General features: G+C 60.0%; 1 protein-coding gene. It reads right to left on the bottom strand.

All coding sequences use genetic code 11. The features are described 5' to 3' along the window. Nucleotides 1-1,017: 1,017 nt before the first annotated feature. Nucleotides 1,018-1,269: a hypothetical protein gene (locus GSQ92_RS11375; protein WP_159013459.1), complete on the bottom strand. Its 252-nt coding sequence runs from the start codon at nucleotides 1,267-1,269 to the stop codon at nucleotides 1,018-1,020. Between the last annotated feature and the right edge of the window lie 258 nt (nucleotides 1,270-1,527).

The following is a 1,527-nucleotide window of genomic DNA, read 5'->3' as shown; positions in this document are numbered from 1 at the left end:
CGGTTCTCTCGGGTCCACATCCCGAGCTTGAATCATCCCTCCCCGAGCCGCCACAAGCATTTTCAAACGGTCTCTTAGACCTTCAGCTCGGGCCGGAAGAGAGGTCGGAGCACCGATCCGTTTGGCGGTTGAAGGGGGCTTGTGGGCGCCACTACCGACGCCACGTCGAGTGGCCTCAAACGGGATGACACGAGAGTGCACGAGTTCGGCAGTTCCTACCGCCCTCAGCGCCGCTAGAGGGCGGTAGGGGAGGCTGCTCACCGGAGTGAGCATTTCTTCGCGCTGCCAGCGTCTGGCTAAACTGCCGGCTCAACTCATGACGGTGTGCCATGGAACCTTCGACCGATACCCTTGCGCCAGGCCTCTGGCACCTCGTGCACGATTTGAAGGTGCCGATCCGAAATGCCGCAGCGCGCCTCAGGGTGCCGGTGAGTGCCGCGTTTGAGTTGCTCGCGCAGGAGCGCATGCGGCGCGATGAGGCCGCCCTCCGCGATAGGTCTGCTTTAAGCGTGTGCCTACAGTTGTCGGCGCGCCCTCACGCCCCGTCGGATAAGGGGCCCGCACAGTAAGCGGACCTCTTCCGGCGACAACGCCAGCCCAAATCCGAGTTGTAGTGGATGCGTCGACACTCTCACAAAGAGTCGAGGTCTTGACAAGGCTACACGGATATCGAGACTCCTACCAGCCTCCTTGCTATCAAAGGTTGTGGCTTCGGGAGCTTGACGTGGCGGAGATGTCGATAGTGTGCCCGTCATGTGGCGGCATCTACTTTGGTACGCCCCGGCCGCCTCAGTCAGAGGCGGAGTTTATCGGGGCAATATGCGGCGGGTGCGGGCATCGACTAACCGAAGAGGACATCAACGAATTCATCGATTCCTGGACCGTCGACCGCGTCCAGGCGGCCCTCAAAGGTCGCAGGGCGTAGCATCATTGCGAGACAGTTCGGACGACACACCCCTTACTACCGGAAGATCTGGTAGTAACTTGAGGGCGTCATACCCGCGGACGCCTAGATGGTCAGGTGAAGGCGAGAAGTCCCTGACCAGGGGCTCGATAGGCAGGCGACCAGTCGACCGCGAGCATCTCAAGAAGGATAGCGTCGGGGTCTTCGCCAGACCGTATCCTCTGGGTCAGCTCGGCGTTGTTTCGGAGTTGCGCAAAAAGGATATTGGCGCGGTCCTGTGCTTCGTCATGCTCGGCTGAGAGCTGGTCCCGCTGATACTGCAGAGTAGCGAGTGCGCTCTTACGCTTCTGTCCCAGGCTTTGCATGGCCCCCTCCGGATTTCCAAGCTGCAGAATATACTGATGCCATCTTAGATCTGGAGTCTATGAACGCAGAAAAGGCCCCCGCCGCGGCTGCGACAAGGGCCCGAATCTGATGATAGTCCGGATATTATGTCACTTCCGGTTCTTGTAGACCCATGCGCCCGATGGTGCGCTGAGGGCAAGGCCTAGGGTCAGGACCCATTAATTGCTTGCTTCGGCTCGGCGCATTGTGATTCTGGAGATGGCGGGAGGATACCGTCA

Source organism: Acidisoma sp. S159, assembly GCF_009766125.1.
In the GTDB taxonomy this organism is placed as follows: domain Bacteria; phylum Pseudomonadota; class Alphaproteobacteria; order Acetobacterales; family Acetobacteraceae; genus Acidisoma.
Note: the sequence above shows the minus strand (reverse complement) of the source record. Positions and strands in the feature narration are given on the sequence as shown.

What these genes read in the sequence shown, in the direction of transcription:
- GSQ92_RS11375 (WP_159013459.1), bottom strand. Translation starts at nt 1,269, where the DNA reads ATGCAAAGCCTGGGACAGAAGCGTAAGAGCGCACTCGCTACTCTGCAG.